Source organism: Streptosporangium sp. NBC_01639 (assembly GCF_045209755.1).
Classification (GTDB): Bacteria; Actinomycetota; Actinomycetes; order Streptosporangiales; family Streptosporangiaceae; genus Streptosporangium.
Map to the genome: position 1 here is coordinate 1,888,631 of NZ_CP109272.1, position 20,722 is coordinate 1,909,352.

At 69.8% G+C, this 20,722-nt stretch carries 20 protein-coding genes; 11 read left to right on the forward strand and 9 right to left on the reverse strand.

Annotation, left to right across the window (positions count from 1 at the left end):
* The first annotated feature begins 117 nt into the window (after nucleotides 1–117).
* The 3 genes from OHA77_RS08380 (at nucleotide 118) to OHA77_RS08390 (ending at nucleotide 2,168) form a co-directional block, all read left to right on the forward strand.
* Nucleotides 118–1,035 carry an ABC transporter ATP-binding protein gene (locus OHA77_RS08380; protein WP_406317225.1) on the forward strand — a complete coding sequence of 306 codons (918 nt, stop codon included), beginning with the start codon at nucleotides 118–120 and terminating at the stop codon, nucleotides 1,033–1,035.
* Nucleotides 1,036–1,212: 177 nt separating this feature from the next.
* Nucleotides 1,213–1,566: a sensor histidine kinase gene (locus OHA77_RS08385; RefSeq protein ID WP_406317228.1), complete on the forward strand. Its 354-nt coding sequence runs from the start codon at nucleotides 1,213–1,215 to the stop codon at nucleotides 1,564–1,566.
* A complete protein-coding gene (locus OHA77_RS08390; RefSeq protein ID WP_406317230.1) occupies nucleotides 1,563–2,168 on the forward strand; it encodes a DNA-binding response regulator in 606 nt (201 codons plus the stop codon). Before OHA77_RS08385 ends, OHA77_RS08390 begins: the two co-directional genes overlap by 4 nt.
* Before the next feature lie 413 nt (nucleotides 2,169–2,581).
* Here the strand turns inward: OHA77_RS08390 and OHA77_RS08395 are convergent, their stop codons facing one another.
* Nucleotides 2,582–3,235, reverse strand: a complete 654-nt coding sequence (locus OHA77_RS08395; protein ID WP_406317231.1) for a hypothetical protein — start codon at nucleotides 3,233–3,235, stop codon at nucleotides 2,582–2,584.
* 310 nt (nucleotides 3,236–3,545) lie between these two features.
* Between OHA77_RS08395 and OHA77_RS08400 the strand changes: the two genes are divergently transcribed.
* The 3 genes from OHA77_RS08400 (at nucleotide 3,546) to OHA77_RS08410 (ending at nucleotide 5,647) form a co-directional block, all read left to right on the forward strand.
* Nucleotides 3,546–3,695 carry a hypothetical protein gene (locus OHA77_RS08400; RefSeq protein ID WP_406319804.1) on the forward strand — a complete coding sequence of 50 codons (150 nt, stop codon included), beginning with the start codon at nucleotides 3,546–3,548 and terminating at the stop codon, nucleotides 3,693–3,695.
* A 196-nt stretch (nucleotides 3,696–3,891) separates the two neighbouring features.
* Nucleotides 3,892–4,236, forward strand: coding sequence for a VOC family protein (locus OHA77_RS08405; RefSeq protein WP_406317233.1), 345 nt, complete (start codon nucleotides 3,892–3,894; stop codon nucleotides 4,234–4,236).
* Nucleotides 4,237–4,606: 370 nt separating this feature from the next.
* On the forward strand, nucleotides 4,607–5,647 hold the full coding sequence (locus OHA77_RS08410) for a DUF5685 family protein (protein ID WP_406317235.1): 1,041 nt from the start codon (nucleotides 4,607–4,609) through the stop codon (nucleotides 5,645–5,647).
* A 140-nt stretch (nucleotides 5,648–5,787) separates the two neighbouring features.
* Here OHA77_RS08410 and npdG read toward each other — a convergent pair whose 3' ends face one another.
* The gene (npdG, locus tag OHA77_RS08415; RefSeq protein ID WP_326821198.1) at nucleotides 5,788–6,453 is read right to left on the reverse strand and encodes an NADPH-dependent F420 reductase; all 666 of its coding nucleotides are present in this window, start codon (nucleotides 6,451–6,453) and stop codon (nucleotides 5,788–5,790) included.
* Between the two features lie 124 nt (nucleotides 6,454–6,577).
* Between npdG and OHA77_RS08420 the strand changes: the two genes are divergently transcribed.
* Nucleotides 6,578–7,156 carry a hypothetical protein gene (locus OHA77_RS08420; protein WP_406317237.1) on the forward strand — a complete coding sequence of 193 codons (579 nt, stop codon included), beginning with the start codon at nucleotides 6,578–6,580 and terminating at the stop codon, nucleotides 7,154–7,156.
* 40 nt (nucleotides 7,157–7,196) lie between these two features.
* Here OHA77_RS08420 and OHA77_RS08425 read toward each other — a convergent pair whose 3' ends face one another.
* Entirely contained in the window at nucleotides 7,197–8,135 is a 939-nt protein-coding gene (locus OHA77_RS08425; RefSeq protein WP_406317239.1) for a LysR family transcriptional regulator, read from the reverse strand.
* Between the two features lie 91 nt (nucleotides 8,136–8,226).
* On the opposite strand from OHA77_RS08425, the gene OHA77_RS08430 reads away from it, so the two are divergent.
* A complete protein-coding gene (locus tag OHA77_RS08430; protein WP_406317240.1) occupies nucleotides 8,227–8,508 on the forward strand; it encodes a hypothetical protein in 282 nt (93 codons plus the stop codon).
* Nucleotides 8,505–9,164 (forward strand): cyclase family protein, encoded by a 660-nt coding sequence (locus OHA77_RS08435; RefSeq protein ID WP_326821194.1) that lies wholly within the window; start codon nucleotides 8,505–8,507, stop codon nucleotides 9,162–9,164. The genes OHA77_RS08430 and OHA77_RS08435 overlap by 4 nt, the downstream gene beginning before the upstream one ends.
* Nucleotides 9,165–9,385: 221 nt before the next feature.
* Here OHA77_RS08435 and OHA77_RS08440 read toward each other — a convergent pair whose 3' ends face one another.
* Nucleotides 9,386–9,568, reverse strand: coding sequence for a hypothetical protein (locus OHA77_RS08440; protein WP_326821193.1), 183 nt, complete (start codon nucleotides 9,566–9,568; stop codon nucleotides 9,386–9,388).
* A 45-nt stretch (nucleotides 9,569–9,613) separates the two neighbouring features.
* Between OHA77_RS08440 and map the strand changes: the two genes are divergently transcribed.
* On the forward strand, nucleotides 9,614–10,462 hold the full coding sequence (map, locus tag OHA77_RS08445) for a type I methionyl aminopeptidase (protein WP_406317243.1): 849 nt from the start codon (nucleotides 9,614–9,616) through the stop codon (nucleotides 10,460–10,462).
* Between the two features lie 93 nt (nucleotides 10,463–10,555).
* Here map and OHA77_RS08450 read toward each other — a convergent pair whose 3' ends face one another.
* From OHA77_RS08450 to OHA77_RS08465, 4 genes are all read right to left on the reverse strand, one after another.
* Nucleotides 10,556–10,960, reverse strand: coding sequence for a sensor histidine kinase (locus OHA77_RS08450; RefSeq protein ID WP_406317245.1), 405 nt, complete (start codon nucleotides 10,958–10,960; stop codon nucleotides 10,556–10,558).
* A gap of 203 nt (nucleotides 10,961–11,163) precedes the next feature.
* The gene (locus OHA77_RS08455; RefSeq protein ID WP_406317247.1) at nucleotides 11,164–13,203 is read right to left on the reverse strand and encodes a cytochrome c oxidase assembly protein; all 2,040 of its coding nucleotides are present in this window, start codon (nucleotides 13,201–13,203) and stop codon (nucleotides 11,164–11,166) included.
* A complete protein-coding gene (locus OHA77_RS08460; RefSeq protein WP_406317248.1) occupies nucleotides 13,200–13,778 on the reverse strand; it encodes a copper resistance protein CopC in 579 nt (192 codons plus the stop codon). The genes OHA77_RS08455 and OHA77_RS08460 overlap by 4 nt, the downstream gene beginning before the upstream one ends.
* A gap of 53 nt (nucleotides 13,779–13,831) precedes the next feature.
* On the reverse strand, nucleotides 13,832–15,124 hold the full coding sequence (locus OHA77_RS08465; protein WP_406317249.1) for a helix-turn-helix domain-containing protein: 1,293 nt from the start codon (nucleotides 15,122–15,124) through the stop codon (nucleotides 13,832–13,834).
* 1,105 nt (nucleotides 15,125–16,229) lie between these two features.
* On the opposite strand from OHA77_RS08465, the gene OHA77_RS08470 reads away from it, so the two are divergent.
* The gene (locus OHA77_RS08470) at nucleotides 16,230–19,106 is read left to right on the forward strand and encodes a BTAD domain-containing putative transcriptional regulator (protein WP_406317250.1); all 2,877 of its coding nucleotides are present in this window, start codon (nucleotides 16,230–16,232) and stop codon (nucleotides 19,104–19,106) included.
* On the opposite strand, the gene OHA77_RS08475 is transcribed toward OHA77_RS08470, so the two are convergent.
* A complete protein-coding gene (locus OHA77_RS08475; RefSeq protein ID WP_406317251.1) occupies nucleotides 19,093–20,691 on the reverse strand; it encodes a PucR family transcriptional regulator in 1,599 nt (532 codons plus the stop codon). The two genes, OHA77_RS08470 and OHA77_RS08475, sit on opposite strands and share 14 nt — an antisense overlap.
* Nucleotides 20,692–20,722: the final 31 nt, after the last annotated feature.

Here is a 20,722-nt window from a genome sequence, read left to right on the forward strand (position 1 = left end):
AGCCCGCGCCGCACGACCGCCCCGAAAGGCCCGAGGCGGGCCGTGAAAGCGGGCGACCGGTCACGGTCGTGAATTTCTCACTGTCGCCGGACGCCGATGATCTCCAGGATCGGAGGCATGACAGCGATTCAGGTGGAAGGGCTCACAAAGAGCTACGGAGACTTCGCGGCCGTCAGGGGCGTCTCGTTCGATGTTCCCCAGGGAGAGATCTTCGCCCTGCTCGGGCGGAACGGTGCCGGGAAGACCACGACGGTGGAGGTCCTGGCGGGCTTCCAGGCGCCGGATGAGGGCACGGTGCGCGTGCTCGGTCTCGATCCGGTCCGGTACCGTGCCGAAACACGGGCACGCATCGGGATCCTGCTCCAGGAGGCGGGGTTCTTCCCCGACCTGACCGTGGCGCAGACGGTGGACGCCTGGCGGGATTTCGTCGCCGCGCCCCGGCCCCGCGCCGAGGCCCTGGAGTCGGTCGGGCTGGGGGCCAGGGCGGCCACGAAGGTGCGCCGGCTCTCCGGTGGGGAGAAGCGCCGCCTGGACCTGGCCCTGGCCGTCCTGAGCCGGCCCGACGTGCTGTTCCTGGACGAGCCCACCACCGGGATGGACCCCGAGGCGCGCCAGAGCACCTGGGAGCTCATCCGGGACCTCGCCGGGCGAGGCACCACGGTCCTGCTCACCACGCACTACCTGGAGGAGGCCCAGCGGCTGGCCGCCAGCATGGTGATCATGGATCGGGGGCGGATCGTCGCCGGCGGCGGCATGGCCGAGACCCTGGCCGCCCAGACCGGCCGGGTCACCTTCGAGCTGCCCGCCTCCGTCTCCCCGGAGGAGTTGCCGGTCCCGGTCTCCTCGATGGAGGGCCGGGTCGCGGTGTGCCGCGTCGCCGACCCCGACCTCGCCGCGCAGACCCTGCTGGGCTGGGCCGGCGAGCGCGGCCTGCGCCTGCGCGGGCTGGAGGTCCGTACCGCGACGCTCGAAGACCTGTTCCTGGACCTCGCCGCCGGCGAGCAGGACGGCAAGCACGAGAAGGAGGTGGCGTGAGCATGTCGGCACGCGATCTGGCGGTGGTGACCCGCTTCAACGGCCGGCTGTTCTGGCGGGATCGCCTGGCGTTGAGCACGTCCGTGGCGCTGTTCCTGGGCCTGGGCATCGGGCTATCGGGAGATATCGCTGGCCGAGGAGGTTCACCGGGCGGTCGCGCTGCTGGAGGCCTCCGGGGTGAGCTGCCAGACCAACCTCGCCGACCTCCGGGTCTCCCGGCCGGTCGACGAGGCGCTGGCCTGGGCGGTGCGTGAGGGTGCCACCAACGTCGTACGGCACAGCCACGCGACGACCTGCTCGATCAGCACCTCCGCCGGAGCGGGCACCGTACGGCTGGAGCTGGTCAATGACCGGGCCGGTAAGGGCGCGGCGGACGGCAACGGCCTGACCGGCCTGCGGGAGCGGATCGGCGGCCTGGGCGGCTCGGTCAGCGCGGAACGGACCGGGAACGGCGGGTTCCGGCTCGCCGTGGAGGTCGACGCCGTGACCGGCGGAGACGGATTCCGGGCCGAGCGGGAGGTGCCCGCTTGATCCGGGTGCTGCTCGCCGAGGACATGCACATGATCAGGGCGGCGCTCGGCGCGCTGCTGAGACTGGAGTCCGACATCGAACTGGTCGCCGAGGTCGTCCGCGGTGACGAGATCGTCCCCGCCGCCCTGCGGACCAGGCCGGACGTGGCGGTGCTGGACATCGACCTGCCCGGCGTCGACGGCATCACCGCCTCGATGGAGCTGCGGGAGCGGCTGCCCGGCTGCCGGGTGCTGATCCTCACCGCGATGGGTCAGCCGGGACAGGTGCGCAGGGCGCTGGCGGGGGGCATCCAGGCGTTCCTGGTCAAGGACGCCCCCGGTGACCATCTGGCGGACGCGATCCGGCGCACCGCCCAGGGCTTGCGGGTGCTGGATCCGGAACTGGTCGCCACCGCCGTCGAGTACGGCGCGAGCCCGCTGACGCCCCGCGAGGCCACCGTGCTGCGGGAGGCCGCGAAGGGCGCCTCGGCGGAGGAGATCGCCGGACGGCTGCATCTCTCCCCCGGGACGGTCCGCAACTACCTGACGAACGCCATCACCAAGGCCGGTGCCCGCAACAAGATCGAGGCCATCCGGATCGCCGAGGACGCCGGCTGGATATAGCTCCCGCTCCGAGGCCGGGGACCACCGAGGTATGCCCGAACCTCGGGGTCGGTCAGGAGCTCGATGAATCCTTCACGGTCGGCATCGTGCGCCTTGCGCAGCAGGAGCCGTTCCGAAGGGACATCCGTGGCAGACAGCGTGGGCAATTGGCCCATAGGACCATGATCATAGAATACGGGACCTTTATCTGAGGCTGCCGCACTCGCCCGCACCCGTGGCGTTGACGCTCACCTGGCCGGCCTCCAGGAGGTTGCCACCGGTTCGCAGCGCGCGCTCCAGCCGGCCGGACATGAAGCTCTCGACGATCCACCGGCGCGGCAGTGACGGCCGGCCTACTCGCCTTACGTGGCTTGACGGCCTTCAAGCGGTTGACCGGCTGGTTCGCTTGGCCACCCCAGACAACGATCACGGGATCAGTCGTCTTCGGGATCCGGTGGTTCCGTGACCGGTGCGATCTCTCGTGGTGTGGCGATCCCGCCGGTGAGCTGAAGCCCATGAGTGAGCGTGTAGTCGAGTTGCCTGGCCAGACGAGGGACGCTCGTCGCGGGCAGGTAGGCGTCGGCACCGGCGTTGAGCAGGCGTCGGACCGGGCCGTGGTAATTGACTCCGAGCTCCTCGTCCTCGACTTCGGTGATGATGACGCGAGCCTTCGGGAACATCGATCGGAGATTTCCGATCAACTGTGGACTGACCGGCGGTGCCAGCAGCACGTCGGCCGTTGCGGGAGCCGCGTGCATGTCGAGCACGATGTAGTCCGCCCCCAGTTGGGTGGACAGCGACATCCGGGCCGCCTTTGACAGCTTCATCGCGGTGGCGACGACGGTCACGCCGTCGTAGTCGATCGGCGGTTGGTCGTCGGCCTCCTCTGGCGTGTCGCGATCGACGACGGCGCCTTGGAGCACGTCGATAGTGCTGGAGATCGCCGCGATCGACTGGCCGTCCCGTGTGACGACCAGGCTCTCACCGGGCTGGAGGGCGTCGATGAGAGCCACGACGTCCTCGGGAAGGTCGGTCACATCGATCCGCTGCGTGGGCCGCGCGGGCCGCGCGGCGCGCTTGCGGATCACCGGGTCTTGGACGAGCTCAGGGCGGCGGACGAAAGTGGCAGCGTCGTCATAGCGTTCAATCCTTCACACATCGGACCAGCGGTCGGTGGTGAGCCTTTGTTCGCATTGATCACTTCGGGACATTATCGGGCACCATATCGAGTTTCCGGTGTTTCGACCGTCCGGGACGCGCCTGGAGGTAGGCGTCCATGTTCGGGTGGTGGTCGTCGTCGATCAGTTCGTTAACGAGCTCGGCGGCCCGTCGCCGAAATCCCTCAGGGCATAACCTCACCTCGCCGAGCTAAGCCCCGCCAATCTGGACCGCGCGGACCTGAGCGACACGAATCTGCTCGGCACGGACCTGGACGGTGCGGACCTGCGCGGAGTCAGCGGTCTATCGGAGACAGAAATACGCCAGATCGCCAAAACGGATGTAAGAACCCTCTTTGGCCCGACGCTGCCTTGGGTAGCGCTGGACTAGCGCAACATCGGCGGCACCGGCGCCACCTCCGCAGCACGATCCGGCATGGGCCTCGTGCCCGTCTCCCGGGCACGGCAGCCGCGGACGTCCTGTGACAGCAAACCTTGAACCTGTGACAGCGAACCTTGAATGCGTGCCACCGAAGCCTGAGCGATCGCGATATGGCTTGCCCAGGTCACTCACTACCCTGGCCGTCATGAATGCACGCCTCAACCAGATCGTGGTGGATTGCAGGGATCCACGGAGCCTCGTACGCTTCTGGGCTGCCCTGCTCGGCGGCGATCCGGTGGATCACACCCGGGGCTGGTCCCACGTCGAACCGCCTGGGAGCGTACGGCTGGCCTTCCAGCCGGTGGCCGAGGACAAGGCAGTGAAGAACCGGCTTCACCTGGACATCGCGGTCGTGGCGATCGAGCCGGCCATCGCCCAGGCGCTGCGGATGGGCGCTACGCAGATCGGCGAGACCGCGACCGACGATCAGGGCTCCTTCCAGGTCATGGCCGACCCGGAAGGCAACGAGTTCTGTTTTGTCTGTGGTTGAACCCAGGGCGGCATATTCGAAGACGATGCGCTGTTCCGTCATCGCTCGGACTTCGGTGGCACACCCAAGGCCGGCCCTCCACGCGGCGGGAACTCCGCCTGCTCCGGCGAGCCGAACCGGGCGGCCACGGTCTGGAGGCGGCGCTCCAGGGCCCGCACGAACAACCGTACGGGCGCAGCCGTCGGCGGGGTGGCGGCGTCAGAGGTCCGACAGGCGGGCCAGTTCGGTCCTGGCGAAAAGGCGGGCCCGGTAGCGGTTGGCAAGCAAGGGCTGGGAGGCTGGCGCAGGCCGTACGACAGAAGGGTGCAAAGTGTTTGGGATCGTCCGTCCATGCCGCCATGGGATGTGCAGTGGGTTGTTCAAAGAGTGGATGGCGCATCTGTGCGGGCTCTGCCTGGCGCTCAGGGACGAGCACGGGCACGCCGCCCGCCTGGTGACCAACTACGACGGCCTGCTGGTGTCGGTGCTGGTGGAGGCGCAGGCGCCGAGGTCCTCCCCGCGCCGCCGTGCGGCGGCCTGCGCCCTGCGCGGGTTCAAGGGCGCCGACGTCGCCGAGGCCGAGGGGGTACGGCTGGCGGCCGCGGTCTCGCTGATCCTGGCCGCGGGCAAGGTCGGCGACCACGTCGCCGACGGCGACGGGCTCTATGCGAACAGGCTGGTGGCCGCGGGTGCCTCGCGGCTCGCCGATCGCTGGGCGGCCGCAGGCACGGGTACGGCTACCGCCCTCGGACTCGACCCCGCCCCCCTGACGGGCGCGGTCGAGGAGCAAGCCCGGCTGGAGAGCGTGCCGGGCCTGGGCCCGCTGGAGCTGACCGCGCCCACCGAGGCCGCCGTCGCCGCCGCCTTCGCGCACACCGCCCTGCTGGCCGGAAAGCCGCACAACCAGGAGACGCTGCGCGAGGTGGGACGCTACTTCGGCCGGCTGGCGCACCTGCTCGACGCCGTCGAAGACCTTGCGAGCGATCACGCCTCGGGGGCGTTCAACCCGCTGGCCGCCTCCGGCACCGGCCTGGCCGCCGCCAGGGGGCACTGTGACGACGCGCTCGCCGGCCTGCGCCTGGCAGTGGCCGAACTCGACCTTGAGCGACCCGCTCTGGTCAAGGCGCTGCTGGTCAGGGAGGTCGGGCACGCCGTCACCAGGACCTTCGCGGCGGCCGAGCAGGAGAGCCCTCAATCCCCGCCCCGCGATCCGCGGCTGAAGCCCGATCCCGGCGGGCTGCTGTCGGGGTTGTGCGTCGCACTGGCCTGTTGCACGTGCGGGCTGTACCGGCCGCCATGGGACGAGGACCGCTTCAAATCGTGCGGTGAGCGCTTCGACTGCGGCGGTTGCGACGCCTGTGGGCAGTGCTGCGACGGCTGTAGCGGTTGCTGCGAGTGCTGCGAGTGCTGCAACTGCAGTTGCGACTGCTGAAACGCCGTCCTCTCCCCGCGGAGGGTCGAGATCTCCCCGAGTCCACGCGGGCCGAAGGGTCGTCAGGCTGGACCCGGGGAGGTTCGGGATGTGGATCCGAAGCCGCCGACCCGCCGGAAGATCCGAAGTCCGTACCGGTCCTAGACGTCGGTGACGCGGAACCCGGCGTGGGCCTTGTAACGGCGGTTGATCGAGATGAGGTTGGCGGTCAGCGCCTCGACCTGGTGGGCGTTGCGCAGGCGGCCGCCGTACACGCCGCGGGCTCCCGGAATCCGGCTCGCGAGTTCCTGGACCGTGTCGGTGGCCTCGCGGTCGTCGCCCAGGACCAGCACGTCCAGGGCGATCTCGGCGACCTCGGGGTCCAGCAGCAGGACGGCCGAGACGTGGTGGAAGGCGGCGACCACACGGCTGTCCGGGAGGACCGCGGCGGCCTGCTGGGCGGCGCTGCCCTCCTCGACGACCAGCGCGTAGGCGCCCTGCTTGTCGAAGCCCAGCGGGTTGACGCAGTCGATGACGATCTTTCCGGCCAGCTCGGCTCGCAGGGACTCCAGGGTGGACCTGTGGCCGTCCCAGGGAATGGCGACGATCACCACGTCGGCCTCGGCTGCCACGGCCGCGTTCTCGGCGCCGCGCGCCGACAGCCCGATGGCCTCCGCCGCCTCCTGGGCCCGTTCCGCGCTACGCGACCCGATCAGCACGGTGTGTCCCGCCAGGGCGAACCGCCGGGCAAGGCCTTTGCCCTGATCACCGGTGCCGCCAAGGATCCCGATCGAGATCCCGCTCACGTCCGGGCTGTCAGTGCTCACTCGTCGCTCCTCGTCGTTCCTGGCCGGCCGGCATCGGGCTCGTCCGGCCGTAGGGCATGGTCCGATGATGCCAGGGTGCGTGTTCCCGGGACCATTCAGGGGTGACTGGGGCACGATGGGGCGCATGGACGCTCAGTCGGTGGCACTCCTGCGCGAGGTTCTCGACTCCACCGGGTGGGTGCAGCGCACCCGCGAACTCGGTCTCGCGCTGCGCGCGACGCGGTCCCCGGGAGGCCTGCTGATGGTGGGCTCCCCCGCGGACGAACCCTGGCACCTGACCGCACACCTCAGCGACGAGGCCCGGCTGGCCGGGCTGCCCCAGCTCGCGCCGACGCTGGTCCGCTGGACACCCGCCGCGGACGCGCCCGCGCATCTGCGGGTCGGGCTGGAACGGCTCGAACACGCCCGCCGTGGTGAGACGCTGTTCGTGGTGACCGAGCGGCAGGCCCCCGACTCGCTGCTGGAGCGAGTGGGCGACGCCCGGCGCACCGGGGCGACGATCCTGGCGCTGGACGGCGGAGACCGCCGCCTGGAGGACCTGGCCCACGACGCACTGACGGTCCCCGGCCAGGGCCCGATCACCTTCGACGGGGCTCAGCACCTGGTCAGCATGGCGGCGGGCGAGGTGGGCCGGCGCCCGGGCCTGCGCGACCGGCTGGCCAGACTGCTGGAGCGGGTCAGCGGACCTCAGTTCACCGACTGACAGCGATGTACGTGGTGACGCCGCCGGTGGGTCTGCCCGGTCATCCTCCCTCGCGCTCCCCGAGTCGCACGGCCAAGCCCTCCGCCGCCTCCCTGAGCGCGGCGATGACCACGGCCTGTACCGGGCCGGGCTCCCCCGACCGGGTGCGGCCGACGCGGGTGACGGCGTCCAACCGGCGGGCGCCCACGCCGGTGATGCCGGTGACCACCACCTCTCCGGCCGGGACCTCCAGCAGCGCCAGCGACGGCACGACCGCCACCCCGTGCCCCGCCGCGACCAGCGCGAGGGCGGGCGGGAACTCCTCGATCACGTGCGCCCGGTGCGGGGTGAAACCGTGCAGGGTGGCCAGCCGGTCCAGTGCGTACCCGCAGGCCTGGTCGGGTGGTCCCGCCACCCAGGGCACTCCGCCCAGCTCCGTGACGTCGCGCGGGATCCGGGCCCAGCCCGGCGGCGCCACGATGCGGTACTCGTCCACGTGCAGGGGGTGGTGGACGGTCGAGGACCGCACCGGGACGGGTTTGTCGGCATCCTGCTCGACGATGGCCAGGTCGATACCGCCGAGGCGGAGCTCCTGCAGCGCGGGCGGGCCGTACAGTTCCTGGATGCGGGGCCTGATCTGCGGATGGCGTCCGGCCAGCGTGTCCAGCGCGGGCACCAGCAGGTGCCGGATGACCGTGGGGAACGCCGCGATCGACACCGGCCCGGCCAGCAGCTCGGCGAACCGGGTCAGCTCCCGTTTCGCCTCGGTCAGCTCCTCCTCGATCCGTTCGGCGTATCCGGCGAGGACCCGGCCGACCGGGGTGAGCGCCACCCTGCGCTGTGACCGGTCGACGAGGGCGAGGCCGACCTCCCGCTCCAGGAGGGCCAGCTGCTGGGAGACCGCCGAGGCGGTCAGGTGCAGTGCCTCGGCCGCGCGCATGACGCCTCCGCGCCGTGCGACCTCATGCAGTACCCGCAGGCGGCGGGGGTCGATTTCCATGAAGCTGAGCTTACGTAGAAGTTAAGGAGACTTCACTTGCCCTTCAGTGAAGGGAACCGGGACCATTGGGGCATGCCCACCCCCGCAACCGGTGCGTGATCCGGTGTCCGTCCTGCTCAACGCGCTCGGCTGGATCGGCGCCGTCGTCATGCTGTACGGCTATTCCATGGTCTCCGCCTCCCGGATGGCCGGAGACGGCCTGCCGTACCAGATGCTCAACCTCATCGGGGCGATCGCCCTGATGGTCAACTCGTCCTACCACTCCGCCTGGCCCTCGGCGATCCTCAACGTCGTCTGGAGCGTGATCGGCCTGACGGCCATCACCAGGATGGTCACGGTCCGGACCGGAAAGAGAACGGTGAACACCCCATGACCCGGCTGATCGAACTGAGCCACCGCATCACCGAGGGCATGCGGACCTATCCGGGGGTGCCCGGACCGCGGCTCGGTGTGCACCTGAGCCGGGAGGCCTCACGCGAGGTCTACGCGCCCGGCACCGAGTTCCACATCGGCAGCATCGAACTGGTCGCCAACACCGGCACCTACCTCGACACCCCCCACCACCGCTACCCGGACGGCCCCGACCTGTCCGGCGTCCCGCTGGAGGCGATCGCCGACCTGCCCGGTCTGGTGGTACGGGCCGAGGGGTTGCGCTCGGTGGGCCGGGACCGGTTCGCCGGACTCGACGTGCGCGGGAAGGCCGTGCTCGTCCAGACCGGCTGGGACCGGCACTTCGGCACCGAGGAATACTTCCACGGCCACCCCTACCTCGAACCCTCGGCGGCCGGGTGGCTCGCGGACCAGGGCGCGGCACTCGTCGGGATCGACACGCTGAACATCGACGACACCCCGCCCCGGGGCGAGCGTCCCGCGCACACGCTCCTGCTCGGTGCGGGCATCCCGATCGTGGAGCACATGACCGGCCTGGCCGCGCTCCCCGACACGGGATTCCGCTTCCACGCCGCTCCGCCGATGGTCGCCGGCCTGGGCACCTTCCCGGTCCGTGCCTACGCGGTCGTGGACGGATAGCATCCCAGGTCTTTCACCCGCGTCCCAGGACAGGGCGTGGCCACGCCGGCCGGGACGGTGAGCCCACCGGGGCCGGGAACACGCCGTGTCGCACGGAGTCGTCCATCCGCAACGTCACGCGTACAGCCGGACACCGACGGACCGGCCGCGCATCGATGGGTTCCTCCGCGAACGGGGAACCCATCGGCCGACTCGCCCGGTCGTGCCCGCCTGGAAGACTCCTAGTCGTCCCCGTTCCAGGACTTGTCCTCCTCCTTCCACGCCTCGTTACGGTCGGCCGCGGTCTTCAACGCGTTGGCCGCGGCCTGCCGGGTCTCGTAAGGCCCCATCCGGTCCTTGTTGGGGCAGCCCTCGTCAGGCTCGACCGCCATGTGCGTGAGACAGAACCACCATCGATCACTCATGACGGCAATACTGCCCACTGGGAACCGCAACTAGACTGAGCGACCATGACGACACTGCTCCAGCCCGGGCGGATCTCGCCCCTCCGCAAGGTTCCCGCCGGCATCGAGCGGCCGGAGTATGTCGGGAAGAAATCCCCGAAGACCGGCGAGCCCGACGTCAAGTCGCCCGAGATCATCGAGCGGATGCGCGTCGCGGGCAAGCTGGCCGGCCAGGCGCTCGAAGAGGTCGGCAGGCACGTGGCGCCCGGCGTCACCACCGACGAGCTCGACCGGATCGGCCATGAGTTCCTCTGCGACCACGGGGCCTACCCCAGCACGCTCGGCTACCGGGGCTACCCCAAGTCGCTGTGCACTTCGATCAACGAGGTGATCTGCCACGGCATCCCGGACGACACGGTGCTGCGCGACGGCGACATCGTCAACATCGACATCACCGCCTTCATCGGCGGCGTGCATGGCGACACCGACGCCACCTTCCTGGTCGGCGACGTGGACGAGGAGTCACGCCTGCTGGTCGAGCGCACCCTTGAGGCCACCAACCGGGCCATCAAGGCCGTAGCCCCCGGTCGCCAGCTCAACGTGGTCGGACGCATCATCGAGGCCTACGCCAAGCGGTTCGGCTACGGCGTGGTCCGTGACTTCACCGGTCACGGCATCGGCACCACGTTCCACTCCGGTCTGATCGTCCCGCACTACGACGATCCGGCGCTGGCCGTCACGCTGGAGCCCGGCATGACGTTCACCATCGAGCCCATGCTGACCCTCGGCACCATCGACTACGACGTCTGGCCCGACAACTGGACCGCGGTGACCAAGGATCGCAAGCGGACCGCGCAGTTCGAGCACACCATCCTGGTCACCGACACCGGCCATGAGGTCCTGACGCTGCCCTGAGCCCGGCGCCGCCCCGGATCCCGAAGCCTGCCCGTGCCCGGCGCCGCCCAGGATCCCGAAGCCTGCCCGTGCCCGGCGCCGGGCCCCGCCGTCTCAAACTCCGCGGGCTCGCCGGGGCGCCGTCGCGGTGACGGTGGTGCCTCCGCCTTCGACGCCGTTGACGGTGAGCGTGCCTCCGAGGTCGGCGAAGTTGGCCCGCATGGCGGTGACGCCTCTGCCGGCGGCCGGACCGGAGAACCCGACACCGTCGTCGCTGACCGTCATGCGCAGCCCTCTGTCACCCAGCGTAACCGCGATGGAGACGACATCGGCGTTGCTGTGCCGCTCGACGTTGGTGAGCGCCTCGCTCAGCGTGGCCAGCACGGCCTGGGCGACCCTGGTCGAGGTGCCGTCGGCGGGCAACGCCCAGACCTCGACGGCGATTCCGGTGCGTTCGGTCCACCGGGAGAGATACTCCTCAAGATCTTGGGCGAGACTACGGCTCCGCCTCTCACGCATGCGTACTTCCTCGGACACTGCTCGACCTTCCCCATGCACATGGGAGCCACCGGTTCCCGGCCTCAGCATATGGCTGACGCGTGTGACCAGGTGTGGCGCGATGATCAGATGCTGCACCCGCTGCGATGATGCCTTATCCCCCATCCAAGGCTACCGGAGGGGCATGAAAGGAGAGATAAAGTTTAGAAGCCGTATCCACCCGGCTACTCGGCGCCGTCTCGCTTACTGAGCTTGGCCAGGTAATCGTTGTAGGCGTCGAGCTGCACGTCACCGGTGCCTCCGGTGAGAGCTGCGGCGGCATCGGCGCGGCGGTCGGCCCGGCGGGCCTTGCGATCGTCGTCCTGCCACCACTGGAAGGCCAGCGCGAGCAGCACGATCAGCGTCGGGATCTCGCCGAAGCCCCAGGCGATGGCGCCGCCGGTCTGCTGGTCGGCGACCGAGGAGGCGCCCCAGGTGCGGCCGAGCTGGTCGTACCACTCACCGGCCAGCACCGTGCCCATGCTCATCAGCGCGATGCCGAAGAACGCGTGGAAGGGCATCGTGACGAACAGCACCATCAGTCTGGCGACATGGGGCAGCTTGTGGGGTGCCGGGTCCACGCCGATGATCACCCAGAAGAACAGGGAGCCGCTGAGCAGGAAGTGCACCGTCATGGCGATGTGGCCGAGGTGCTCCTCCATCGCGGCGGCGAACAGCGGGGTGAAGTACAGCGCGTAGGTGGAGACGATGAAGATGGCAGTGGCGATCGCCGGGTGGGCCACGAAGCCGACGAACCTGCTGTGCAGGATCGTGGTCAGCCACTCGCGAGGCCCCCGGTCTCCCCGGCGGGCGGCGGGCCTGAGCGCGCGCAGCGCGAGCGTCACCGGAGCGCCGAGCACCAGGAAGATCGGCACCAGCATGGAGAGCGTCATGTGCTCGGCCATGTGCACGCTGAACAGCACCTTGGCATAGCGGGCGACGCCGCTCTGGGTGGCGATGATCAGGATCAGCACACCGGTGAACCACGCGACGGTACGGCCCACCGGCCAGGAGTCGCCGCGTCGCGCGAGCCGTACGACTCCGGCCAGGTAGAGGCCGCCGAGCAGGACGATCAGCGTGCCGGAGAACAGGTCGAACCACCACAGCGTGGCCAGGTTGGCCGGCGAGATCTCCGGCGGCATGGAGTAGCCGAGCACCTCGAAGGCGCGGTCGGCGGGGAGGACCGCCTCCGGCGGAGCGGTACGGGAGAGGGCGACGGCCAGTCCGACGGTCGCGAACATGATGAGGATCTCACAGGAGGCGAACCGGACGAAGGTCCCCGGGCCGCCGGCGGCGAGCCGGGGCAGGGTCCGCTTCCGGTGCCACCAGCCGATGGCGCCGAGACCCGCGAACGCCACGGTCTTGGCCAGCAGCAGCACACCGTAGGCGGAGGTGAACAGCTCCGAGACCGAGGTCAGCCGGGCGACGACGCTGAACAGCCCCGACAGGCCGACGGCGACGAAGCACCACAGCGCCATCGAGGAGAACCGGGTGGCGGCGACCTCCAGCAGCGACTGCCGGCGCAGCGCGTGGAAGCAGAGGACGGCGAGCCCGCCCACCCAGAGCGCGAGGGCCATCAGGTGAACCGCGACCCCGGTGGTGGCCAGGTCGTGGTTGGGCGAGGAGGCGGAGTGCCCGGTCAGCGCGGGAGGCAGCAGGGTGACCAGGGCGAGCACGAGCAGACCGCCGGCCGCGCCGACGGTGATCGCCCCCCGGGCGAACAGCGCGATCGCCACTCCGAACAGCACGACCAGGGTCAGTGCGATGCCCTGGGACACCTGGCTGGCGAAGCTGGTGAGCTCGCTGCCGGCGAGCACGTCGGCGACGGGCAGGCCGAGCACCTCGGACAGGCTGAACACCATCGTCGCGGCCGCCGCGACCGCCCAGGCCAGGGCGGACCACGAAGCGGCTCTGATGTAGGCGAGGGCGGGCCTGCCGAGCAGGCCCTTGTCGTTGGGGAGGAAGACCGCGGCGGCCAGCAGCGCGCCCACGGTGAGCACACCCGCCCCGTCCATCGCCAGCTTGGACAGCGGCAGCCCCCAGCGGGTGAACGCGCCCTCGTCGGGCAGGCCGGGGATGATGCGCGGGAACGCGGCGCCTCCGGCGATCATGGCGATCACCAGGGCGGCCACGGCCGCAGCCACGCCCGCGAGCGCGACCTTCACCGTCCGGCCGTTCCCCGTCCGCGTCTCCTGGACGACCGTCTCCTGCTCCTGGTTGCTCACGGCTGCTTCTTTTTCCTCATGCTGAAGAACAGGCCGATGCCGACCCCGAGCAGACCGCCGACGACGAGCCACGCCCAGCCGGGCACGCCGCCTGTGGGCTCGGACTCACTCTGCGTAGCCGCGACCGGTGCCGGAGTGGGCGTGGCCGCGAGCGTGGCCGGGGCGGGCGCCGCGGCCGTCGAGGCACTCACCGACGGGGACGGGGACTTCTGGCCGACGAGGGTGAAGGGGATCTCCCCTTCGATCGGGTGGCCGTCCGAGGACACCACCCGGTAGGCGATGACGTATTCACCGGGCGGCAGGTCGTCCTTGAGCTTCTGGGTGACCACCGGGCCGTCGACGACGGGCTTGCCGTCCTGGTGGGCGGTGTTGTCCTCGGTGTGCACGATGACGTTCGGGAAGCGCACCGTGGCGCTGAACGTCAGCTTCACCTGCTTCAGGCTCTCGACCTTGGCGCCCTTGGCAGGGGTGCTGCTTTTGAGCGTGTCATGGGCGAGAGCGGGCGAGGCGAAGGCCGTGCCGAGGACGAGGGCGGCGAGAAGCGCGAGAACGACCGCGACTGGGGAAGTCTTCATGACATCTCCAAGGCTACCGACGCCCCGACACGGTCCGACCTCCCCGTCCCGGTCTACAGTCCCACGCAGGCCAGTGCCCGCTGGTAGGCGTCCACGCTCCGGGCCGGTTCGTCGATCCGCTCCAGGACCTGGGCGGCGGACAGCCACCAGTGAGCGGCCTGCCTGGTGGGCGGCGCCTGTTCGAGCAGGTCGGCCACCGCCGTGAGTTCGCGGGAGGCCTCTTCGGACCGGTCGAGCTTGGCCATCGCCTCACCGGCCAGCAGGTGAGCCTCGGTCTGGAGCTCCTTGGACATGTCCTCGACCATGGTGAGAACACTCTGGATGTGCTCCCTGGCCTGCTCGGGATGGTCGAGCATCAACTCGGCGCGGGTCAGATGGTGCACACACCGGATCTTGTCCGCCGCGACGGCAGAGCTTTCCCGGAGTTCGGTCTCCACCCGCGTCATCATGTCGCGGCAGAGCGCGGCTTCGGACGGCCGTGCGATCAGCTGGATCTGCGCGTAGTCAAGGCGGAGTTTGGCCACCCCACGTGGCTGGCCGTACTCGGAGTAGATGGCCAGGGCCCGGTCTGCCATGGCGACGGCGTTGTCGAAGCGCCCGGTTTCCACGGCGACGATCGCCTCTGCCCAGAGAGCCAGCACCATGGCCCGGGGAGTGTTGACCAGCTCGGCCGCGGCGAGCAGCTCGATGCCGAACTGGTGCGCTCTGAGCAGGTCTCCGCGCTCGGCGTAGGCCGCCAGCAGGGCTGTACCGAGCTCGATCAACCCCTCGCTCCAGACCGGGCGGACAGCGCCGCCCAGGATGTCCTCCGCGACCTGTACGGCCTGGGTCAGATCACCGCGCTCGCGGTAGCAGCGGCTGAGCGCGACGGCCACACTGACATGCCGTTCGGGAGCCATTCCGGCCACCGAGTTCCGCCTCAGCCCATTGAGAAGGGCGATCGCCCCGTCCAGATCGCCACAGGCCTCGGTGGCCAGCGCGAGACCGTACTCCGCGTCCTGCCTCTGCTGGGACAGGCCCGCAAGGCCGCTGTCGCCGAGCAGCTCCGCGTAGCGAGTGCGCGCCTCGACCACCTCTCCGTTGTTCAGAGCCAGCCGGGCGTAACTCAGCGCGTGCTCGATCTCCTCCATCTGTTCGGCCGTCACGCCGTTGATGAGATAAGTGAGGGAACAGTCGAGTTTCTCGGCCAGAAGCTCTAGGACCGCCGGTGTAGGGGTACGCTTACCGCTCTCGATGAGAGAGACGTAGCTATCGGATAATTCCGGATGAGCGAGTTGGGCCTGAGAGAAACCGCGCTGACGCCGCGTGGCTTTGATGCGCTGCCCCACCAAGTCTTGACCGACCACGTTACTCCTTGAAAGATATCGTTTGAGCAGCAGAACCCATGACAGGAGTCTCCCCCATGCGACAACGTCTCGCTTTGGCCGCCCTCACCGCCGCCTTCGCGGCCACGTTCGCCATCACCGGTAATGCTACGGCTGCGACCGCCGTTTCGTCTTCCCCTGAGACCACGACACTGCAGTCCGGTTGGACCTGGCCTGAATAAAGCGCAGGCCCGCCTCCCGTGCGGCACCGAAAGATCACCACCCCGCACGGCCGCCGCCCCCAGCCACGGGGCCGGCACAGGTAGAAGATGATCTGTTGAGGGCTTCAACGCGCAGATGCTTGACGTGTCACTCCGCCTATGACACGGAAAGCGTCTGCGCGCCATCCGCGGCCACTGCCGATCCGCACCCGGATCACGGATGGGCACCCAAAGAATGCGGCGCATTCCATGGATCGCTTTTTGATTTCACAGACAAGAACGGGATGAAATCCCATCCGCTTTCCTGTCGAACTGATGAAGATTTTCCATCGGGGTCGAACCGTTCGACCGGCGGCGAGGATTCCCCGAACAAAGGCATCACACCGGATGTGGACGGATTCCGACGGAAGCACCCGGATCACATGGCCATCGAAAACGGCGAACCGTCGATGCGGCGATCGTGCACCGTTCCGGTTCTGACGCGATTTTTCCCATGGCGTCATTCGCCCGTCCAGCACGGCGGCGCGACCTGACCCATCGAGTCGGCCTCCGGCGGCTAAGCTGCTTCGACCTTTCGGCAGGCTTCGCATCCCTCCCCCCATGCCGGGCGGTCGCCGTTCCCACCGGCCCGGGCCACCTGCGCGTAGCCGCTCCACGCCAGGCTGGACGCCCGTCGCGAGACGAGTGGCGCACCGCGGCAGACCAGGCGCCGCGATCCCCCGCCCACCCGGAAGGACGCATCCGGCGAGTTCCGATTCCACCACCGGTGGATGTCGATTCCAGGAGCGGCGATACACCGTGAATACATTGCGACCGGCGACTGCTCCGCACCCGTCCCGCCACGCTCTCGGGGAATATCATTGGCGACAAAGGATTCATTGAAAGCACTTGAGGCGACTTGGCGCCATGGCATTAGGACTGACCGCATGAACTTTCTGATGCTCGGCAGGCTGGAGATCCGCGACGTCAACGGCACGATCGTCCCCGTCCGGCGCCTTAAGCATCGCCAGCTTCTGGCGACACTTCTCCTTGAGGCCAACTTCCCCGTCTCCAATCATCAGCTGATGGAGTCGCTCTGGGGTGACGACCCTCCGCCGTCCGCAGAGCGAAACATCAAGACATACGTTCATACATTGCGCAAGTTGCTCTGTCCCGATGATCTGCGCTCGACACCGATAGAGACACAGGCGGACGGATATCTCATCGCCCTCGACCGGGACGATCTCGATCTATCGGTTTTCCGAGACCACGTCCGGCAGGCCAAGCGTGCCGCACGGAACCGGGATTCGGACACCGCGCACCACCACTTCGAACGGGCCCTGGACCTGTGGCGCGGCAAACCTCTTCTGGACACCAAGGGGAGCCGGGCTCTCGACGACGCCGCGGCCCGCCTCTCCGAGGAGTACGTCGCCTCTCTGGAGGAGCTTTCGGAGATCCGGCTCAGTCTGGGCAGATACCGGGAGGTGGTGTCCGACCTGCGCCCGGCGGTCAGCGCCAACCCGTTACGAGAGCGGCTGTGGGGACAGCTGATGCTGGGCCTGTACGGGGCAGGAGACCGTGCCGCGGCGCTGAGCACCTATCAGGGCCTCAGGAAGACGATCGTGGAGGAGACAGGGCTCGAGCCAAGCCGGCCGATCCAGAATCTCCATCAGCGGATCCTCGCCTCCGCGAGCGTCCTCGACCTGACGGCGCCGCAGGCTCCCCTCCCCGCCGTCGAGGCACGTCCGCAGGCCCCGATCCCCCGGCAGCTGCCGCGCGATCCCGCCGACTTCGTCGGGCGGGCGGAAGAACTCGTCCGGCTGGGATCGCTGCTCGCCCCATGGGACGGCAACCCGCCCCAGCACATCGTCGCGATCACCGGGGCACCGGGATCGGGGAAGTCGACCCTGGCCGTCCGGGCCGCCCACATGGCTCGCGGTCACTTTCCGGACGGGCAGCTTTACGCGAATCTGCACGGGGCCACACCGGGGATCAAGCAGCTTGAGCCCGCCGAGGTGATCGGCCGGTTCCTGCGCGATCTGGGGGTCCCTCCGCACATCGTCCCCGATGACGCCGATGAGGCGGCCGCGGTGTGGCGCAGCGAGCTCGACGGCCGCAAGATCCTCGTCGTGCTGGACGACGCCGCCGACCTGGCACAGGTCCGTCCGCTGCTGTCGGTCCCGGTGGGAAACACGATCCTGACGACCAGCCGGGAGACCTTCGCCATGCTCGACGGCTGCGCCGAGGTGCCGCTCGGCAGCCTGCGCGGGACGGAGGCGTCCGCCATCTTGGCGAAACTGGCCGGCGCCCAGCGGGTCGCCGAGGACATGACGGCCACGGCGCACCTCATCAGTCTCTGCGGGAGCCTGCCCCTGGCGGTGCGCATCGCGGGAGCCCGGCTGGCGAACCGGCCGCACTGGCACGTGGCCGACCTGGTGGAACGGCTGGCGAACGAACGGCGGCGGCTGCACGAGCTGGAGGTCGGCGACCTCGCGGTCAGGTCCAGCCTGACGGTCAGCTACGACCTGCTGCTCGGCAGCGCCCACCCCCTCAACCGGATGGCCGCCCGCGCCCTGTGCGAGCTCGGTTTGCTGCAGGTGCCCGACGTAGCACCCCATATCGTCGGCGCGCTCCTGGACGTGCCCTCCGACTTGGCCGAACGCGCGATGGAGCGGCTGGTCGACGGGCATCTCGCGGAGGTGGACGAGACCGGGAGATACCGGCTGCACGACTTGGTGCGGCTGTTCGCGAACGAGCAGGCCCCGCAGCAGGGAACTCCGGCGGCCCGCGGTGCCGCACTGGATCGGGCGTTGAGCTCCTATGTCGCGACGGCGCGCCTGGCCGTGGATCTCCTCGATTATCCGAACGGAGCGCCGGCGGAAGTCGATCTCAGCACGGATCCCGCTCCGCTGGCCTCCGAAGAGGAGGCTCGTACGTGGCTGCGGCGGGAGCGGGCCAATCTCCTGTCGGCCGCTTCACAGGCGATGGAGGCCCCGGAGGAACGGACTGCCCGGCTCGGGGTCGCCCTCACCTTCTCGCTCTTCTGGCACTTCCACCACTCAGGGCTCCCCCCGGGATTTCACGCGGTCAACCAGCAGTGTCTCGCGGCCGGTCAACGGCTGGGCGATCGCGGCATCGAGGCGGACGCGCACAACTATCTGGCCATCTCCCTGAGCATGGCCAACCGTTGTGAAGATGCCGTGCGCCACGTCCAGAGGCAGCTGTTCCTCTGCCGTGAACTGTCCGATCCGCACGGGGAGCGAAGAGCTCTGGGCAGCCTCGCCGAGCTTCATCTCCGCCTGAACCACTACGAGGAGGCACTCGGTTTCGCCGAAGGGCAGTGGAGGATCGCCACCGCGCTCGGCCACAACCGGGGTCAGCATCACGCCCTCACCATGATCGGCGCCGCGCACCATCACCTGGGCCGGTTGGACCAGGCGTTCACCGTGCTGGGAGACGCCTTGGCTCGGACCCGGAGGAACGGCGACGTCTACCAGGAGACGAGCGTGCTTGAGAAGCTCGGCGACATCCATCTCGACCGGGGGGATCCCGCGGCGGCCAGGGACCATTACAGAGCCGCGCTGTCCTGCGCGCACACAGCGAAAGTGACGGTCGCCGAGCCCTACATGCTGCTCGGCCTGGCCCGCTCCTCCCGGCTCCTCGGCGAGGTCGAGCAGGCGTCGGCCTACCTGGAGCGGGCCTTCGCGACCGCCGAGGTGACAAGAGACCGGTTGCTGGAGAAACCGCTGGCGCAGGAGAGGGAAGCCCTCCTGGCCGCGCGCGGCAGGCCTCTCACGGTCCCGGACAGGGTCATGACCCCCTGAGGGCCAGGAACAGGTCGACCCGGTCGGTCATCGTGGACAGGTCCCGGCCGGTGAGCTCCTCCACCCGGCGGATGCGGTAGCGGACCGTGTTGACGTGCACGTTCATGCGCTCGGCGCAGGCGTTCCACGAGCCCACGCAGTCGAGGAACGTGCCGAGGGTCCGCACGAGCTCCGAACCGTGCCGCCGGTCGTAGTCGAACAGCGGATCCAGTGTCCTGGCCGCGAACGAGCGCCGCACATCGTCGGGGACGGTGGCCAGCAGCAGCGCGTGCGTGTAGATCTCGTCGCTGGTCACGACCGCCCCGCCCCGGGCCTCGGCCAGCCGCCGCGCGTGACCCGCCTCCGCCACGCCGCCCCGGACCGCCGACGGGCCGCGCAGCGCGGCACTCACCCCGATCGAGACCCGGATGCCGGGCAACCCGGCCGTCAGCACCCGCGCACCGGCCCGCAGTCTCTCGGCCAGCTCGCCCGCCGTACCGGCCGGCACGCCCGCAGCGCCAATCGGCTCACCCACCGTGCCGGTCGACTTGCCCGCCGTGCCGATCGGCTCGCCCGCCGGTGCGGACGGCGGCGCCAACGGCACCAGCGCCACCGCCCCGTCCGCCCCCGCCGCGGCCACCACCCGAGGGTGCAGCAGCTCCTCCAGCACCTGCCCGCCGAGCCGCGCCGGGTCCGGTCCCCGGGTCGCGCCGGGACGGGTGACGGTCACGTTGACCACGGAGTACGGTTCGGCCGGGCCGATCCCGCAGGTACGCAGCCCCGCGTTGAGCTCGGCCGGATCGCCGCCCGCCGAGCAGGCCAGCGCGATCAGCTGCTCGGCGAGACGGCGCTCGACCCGCCTGCCCTCCTCTGCCCTGCTCCGCTCCAGTGCGACGCAGGCCGCCAGCTCGAAGCCGAGGTCGGCCTCGCCGAGCAGGTCGCCGCCGCAGGCCAGGGCCCAACCGGCGGCGCGGTGCTCGCGGCCCACGCCGAAGAGCGTGAAGGTCCCCGACGGGGCGCGGACCACGTGCGGCAGCCGGGGCGCGGCCAGATACCCGTGTGCCAGCCGTACGGCGTCCGCCTGGTCGAGGGTTCCGGCGATCACCGTGCCGACGGCCGAGACGACCGCGCCCTCCATCGCGAGTTCGGTGCCCATCAACGCGAACAGTTCCGGCAGGCCGGCCCCTTCGGCGACCGCCGCGACGATCCTGCGGTGGCGGCCGAGGGCGTCGCGCAACTCGGCGTGTCGGGGGGCGACCAGCTCCGCGACCGTCCGGAACGAGACCTCGACGGGTACCGCGAGCAGCGGCAGGCCGTGCGCGTGGCAGGCCCGGACGAGGTCCTCGGGCACCGCGCCGAGCCAGGCGCTGCCGGCGCCGAGCGCGGCCACCCCCGCCTCCGCCAACCGGCCGACGAACCGTTCGGAGTCCTCGGGGCCGTTGCGCCACATGAGCCCGGACAGGACCAGCTCCCCGCCCGACAGATAGCGTCCGGGATCGGGCAGGTCGGTGATCTGCACGCCGCTGAAGTCGCGGTCCAGCTGCTCCTCGCCGGCAAGCAGGGTGAGCCCGAGCTCGGCCATCCCGACCAGGTCACGTATCCGCATGATTGGATAAAACTACAAGCGCCGTCAACCA

Coding starts and splice junctions, on each gene's coding strand:
- OHA77_RS08380 (WP_406317225.1), top strand. CDS start 118: ATGACAGCGATTCAGGTGGAAGGGCTCACAAAGAGCTACGGAGACTTC.
- OHA77_RS08405 (WP_406317233.1), top strand. CDS start 3,892: ATGAATGCACGCCTCAACCAGATCGTGGTGGATTGCAGGGATCCACGG.
- OHA77_RS08410 (WP_406317235.1), top strand. CDS start 4,607: ATGGCGCATCTGTGCGGGCTCTGCCTGGCGCTCAGGGACGAGCACGGG.
- OHA77_RS08420 (WP_406317237.1), top strand. CDS start 6,578: ATGGACGCTCAGTCGGTGGCACTCCTGCGCGAGGTTCTCGACTCCACC.
- OHA77_RS08425 (WP_406317239.1), bottom strand. CDS start 8,135: ATGGAAATCGACCCCCGCCGCCTGCGGGTACTGCATGAGGTCGCACGG.
- OHA77_RS08435 (WP_326821194.1), top strand. CDS start 8,505: ATGACCCGGCTGATCGAACTGAGCCACCGCATCACCGAGGGCATGCGG.
- OHA77_RS08440 (WP_326821193.1), bottom strand. CDS start 9,568: ATGAGTGATCGATGGTGGTTCTGTCTCACGCACATGGCGGTCGAGCCT.
- map (WP_406317243.1), top strand. CDS start 9,614: ATGACGACACTGCTCCAGCCCGGGCGGATCTCGCCCCTCCGCAAGGTT.
- OHA77_RS08450 (WP_406317245.1), bottom strand. CDS start 10,960: ATGCGTGAGAGGCGGAGCCGTAGTCTCGCCCAAGATCTTGAGGAGTAT.
- OHA77_RS08460 (WP_406317248.1), bottom strand. CDS start 13,778: ATGAAGACTTCCCCAGTCGCGGTCGTTCTCGCGCTTCTCGCCGCCCTC.
- OHA77_RS08470 (WP_406317250.1), top strand. CDS start 16,230: ATGAACTTTCTGATGCTCGGCAGGCTGGAGATCCGCGACGTCAACGGC.
- OHA77_RS08475 (WP_406317251.1), bottom strand. CDS start 20,691: ATGCGGATACGTGACCTGGTCGGGATGGCCGAGCTCGGGCTCACCCTG.